Here is a 2,712-nt window from a genome sequence, read left to right on the forward strand (position 1 = left end):
CTCCCCACCCCGGAGCAGGCCCTGCGCGGCCGCCCCGTCCCCGAATTCACCGTCCCCTCCCGCCACACGGTCCTCGGCAACCCCCTGGTGGGCCCGTACCCGGAGGGCCTGGAGGTGGCGGACTTCGCGCTCGGCTGTTTCTGGGGCGCGGAGCGGAAGTTCTGGCAGACCGAGGGCGTCTGGACGACGCTCGTCGGCTACCAGGGCGGCTACACGGAGAACCCCACGTACGACGAGGCCTGCTCGGGCCTGACCGGCCACACGGAGGCGGTGCGCGTCGTCTTCGACCCGGCCGTCGTCTCGTACGAGGAGCTGCTGAAGCTGTTCTGGGAGTCGCACAACCCGACCCAGGGCTTCCGCCAGGGCAACGACGTGGGCACCCAGTACCGCTCGGCGATCTACACCCACTCCCCCGCCCAGGCCGCGGCCGCCGACGCCTCCCGTGAGGCGTACCAGAAGGTCCTGACGGCGTCGGGCCACAAGGAGATCACCACGGAGGTCCTCCCGGCCGAGGGCCGCCCCTTCTGGCCGGCGGAGGCGTATCACCAGCAGTACCTGGACAAGAACCCGGGCGGCTACTGCGGCATCGGCGGTACAGGGGTCTCCTGCCCGATCGGCGTGGCCCCGGCCGAGGGCTGAGCCGCACGCGGGAACTGCGGATCTCCCGTCCGGCCCGGGCCCCGCTTCAGCCGGTCAGCATCGCCGGAAGCACCCGCCGCAGCAGCCGTACGAAGAGGGCGTCCCGGTCGCCGGGGCCGGCCGTGGGCGGGGCGCCCGCCGCGGTGAGGGCGGCCAGCAGGTGCGGGTGGCGGCCTTCGGCGGCGACCATGGCCAGGTGGGACGCCTGGGCGGACCGGTCGCCGCCGGTCGTCCCGGCGGACCGGTCTCCGCCGGTCATCCCGGCGGACTGCTCGTCGCCGGTCGCCCCGGGGGACTCGCGGCGGGCGAAGAGGGCGACCAGGGCACCGAGCAGGCCGATGGCCTCCAGCTTCTGACCGGCGGTGCCGGGCGCGGGGGCCAGGATGCCGAGCGCGTGGTCGAGGTAGTCGATCGCGTGCGGGCCCAGCACCTCGCCGCGCCGGTCGTTCAGATCGGCCAGCCACGGGTGCCGGACGTGCGCGGCCTTGGACTGGAGGGCCAGGCCGACGAGGTCGTCCAGCCAGTCGCCGGTGGGGGCCCCGGAGAGGTCCAATTCGGCCGCGACCGCGTCCGCCATGAGGTCCAGCAGTTCGTCCCGGCTGCCCACGTAGCGGTAGAGCGAGGCGGGTCCGGTGCCCAGCCGCTGCGCGAGCGCGCGCATCGACACGGCCGCCAGGCCCTCCGCGTCCGCGAGGGCGACGGCGGCCGCCGTGATCTGGGAGCGGCTCCGTTCGGGTGCGGGGCCGCGCGCGCCCCGCTCGGGGCGGGACCAGACGGTCGTCGGCCGGGTCTCGCGGTCGGCCACGGGTCCGCCACCTTCCCATCGGTAGTTCTGGAACTGACTGTAGTCTAATACTGCGAACAACGTTCGCAGTATCTTGCCGCTCGTCGCCGAAGGAGCCCGCCATGACCTGGACCGAACGCCGCTTCGCCCGCAACGGCGCCGTCGAGCTCGCCCACGACCGGCTCCGGGAAGGCGCGGACGGCGAGCCGCTGCTCCTGGTGATGGGGCTTGCGGTCTCCCGCCACTGGTGGCCCGGGGAGCTGTGCACCGCCTTCGCCGACGCCGGGTTCGCCGTCGCCCGTTACGACCAGCGGGACGCGGGCGAGTCCACCCGGCTGCCGAAGCGCGCCGCCCGGGGCAACCCCTTCGCCGCCCTGGCCGCCGGACGCGGCGCGGCCTACACCGCCGAGGACATGGCCGACGACGCGGTCGCCGTCCTGGACGCGCTCGGCTGGGAGTCGGCGCACCTCTTCGGCCACTCGCTGGGCGGGGTCGTCGCCCAGCGCGTCGCCCTGCGCCACCCGGACCGGGTGCGCACGCTCACCTCGTCCGCCGCGCTGCCCAGCGATGTCGGCGGGCTGGGCGCCTTCCGCCATCTACGGCTCGGCACGCTCGCGAAGTTCGCCCGCATCAAGCCCGCCCGGGGCCGGGAGGAGCGCATCGCGGCCGGGCTCGCGGTGGCCCGGCTCTGCGCCTCGCCCGGCTACCCGTTCGACGAGGCGGAAGCCCTGGAGAGGATCACCGCCGACGTGGACACCGGCATCGCCGACCCGGACGCCCAGTCCCGGCAGATCGGCGCCCCCTGGCACGGCCCGGCCCTGGCCGAACTACGCGTCCCCGCACTGGTGCTGCACGGCACGGACGACCCGCTGCTCAAGCCCTCGGCGGGCCGCGCCACCGCCGCCGCGATCCGCGACGCCCGACTCGTCCTCCAGCCGGGCGTCGGCCACGACATCCCGCGCGAGCGGCACACGGCGGTCGCGGCCGAGGTACGGGCACTCGCGGACCGGGCAGACCGGCGCGACGACCGCCCGTGACACCCCTCGCCGAGCCGGGCGGCCGCACGTCGTACGCCTCTCGGGCACGACCGCCGCGCGCAGCGTCTCTCCCTGGGCCAGGCACGCCCGCACGCCACCCGCCCTCCCGGGTCAGGCGGCCAGCAGCACGCCACCCATCGGGCCCGACGGGTTCACGGGCCGCCGCCCCCCCCCCGCCCCCCCCCCCCCGGGCCCGGGGGGCCCGGCCCTGAGCCGCCCCCCCCCCACCCCCCCCCCCGCCCCGCCCACGGC

3 protein-coding genes are annotated in these 2,712 nt (G+C 76.2%); 2 read left to right on the forward strand and 1 reads right to left on the reverse strand.

Annotated features, from left to right (window positions below; genetic code table 11):
• Positions 1-639: peptide-methionine (S)-S-oxide reductase MsrA (msrA, locus tag JS521_RS35120; RefSeq protein ID WP_205086911.1), on the forward strand; the 639-nt coding region annotated here is incomplete at its 5' end.
• Positions 640-685: 46 nt separating this feature from the next.
• On the opposite strand, the gene JS521_RS35125 is transcribed toward msrA, so the two are convergent.
• Positions 686-1,444, reverse strand: a complete 759-nt coding sequence (locus tag JS521_RS35125) for a TetR/AcrR family transcriptional regulator (protein WP_205086912.1) — start codon at positions 1,442-1,444, stop codon at positions 686-688.
• A 101-nt stretch (positions 1,445-1,545) separates the two neighbouring features.
• On the opposite strand from JS521_RS35125, the gene JS521_RS35130 reads away from it, so the two are divergent.
• Entirely contained in the window at positions 1,546-2,460 is a 915-nt protein-coding gene (locus tag JS521_RS35130; protein WP_205086913.1) for an alpha/beta fold hydrolase, read from the forward strand.
• The last annotated feature ends 252 nt before the right edge of the window (positions 2,461-2,712 follow it).

The organism is Streptomyces durocortorensis (genome assembly GCF_016901035.1).
GTDB lineage: Bacteria > Actinomycetota > Actinomycetes > Streptomycetales > Streptomycetaceae > Streptomyces > Streptomyces durocortorensis.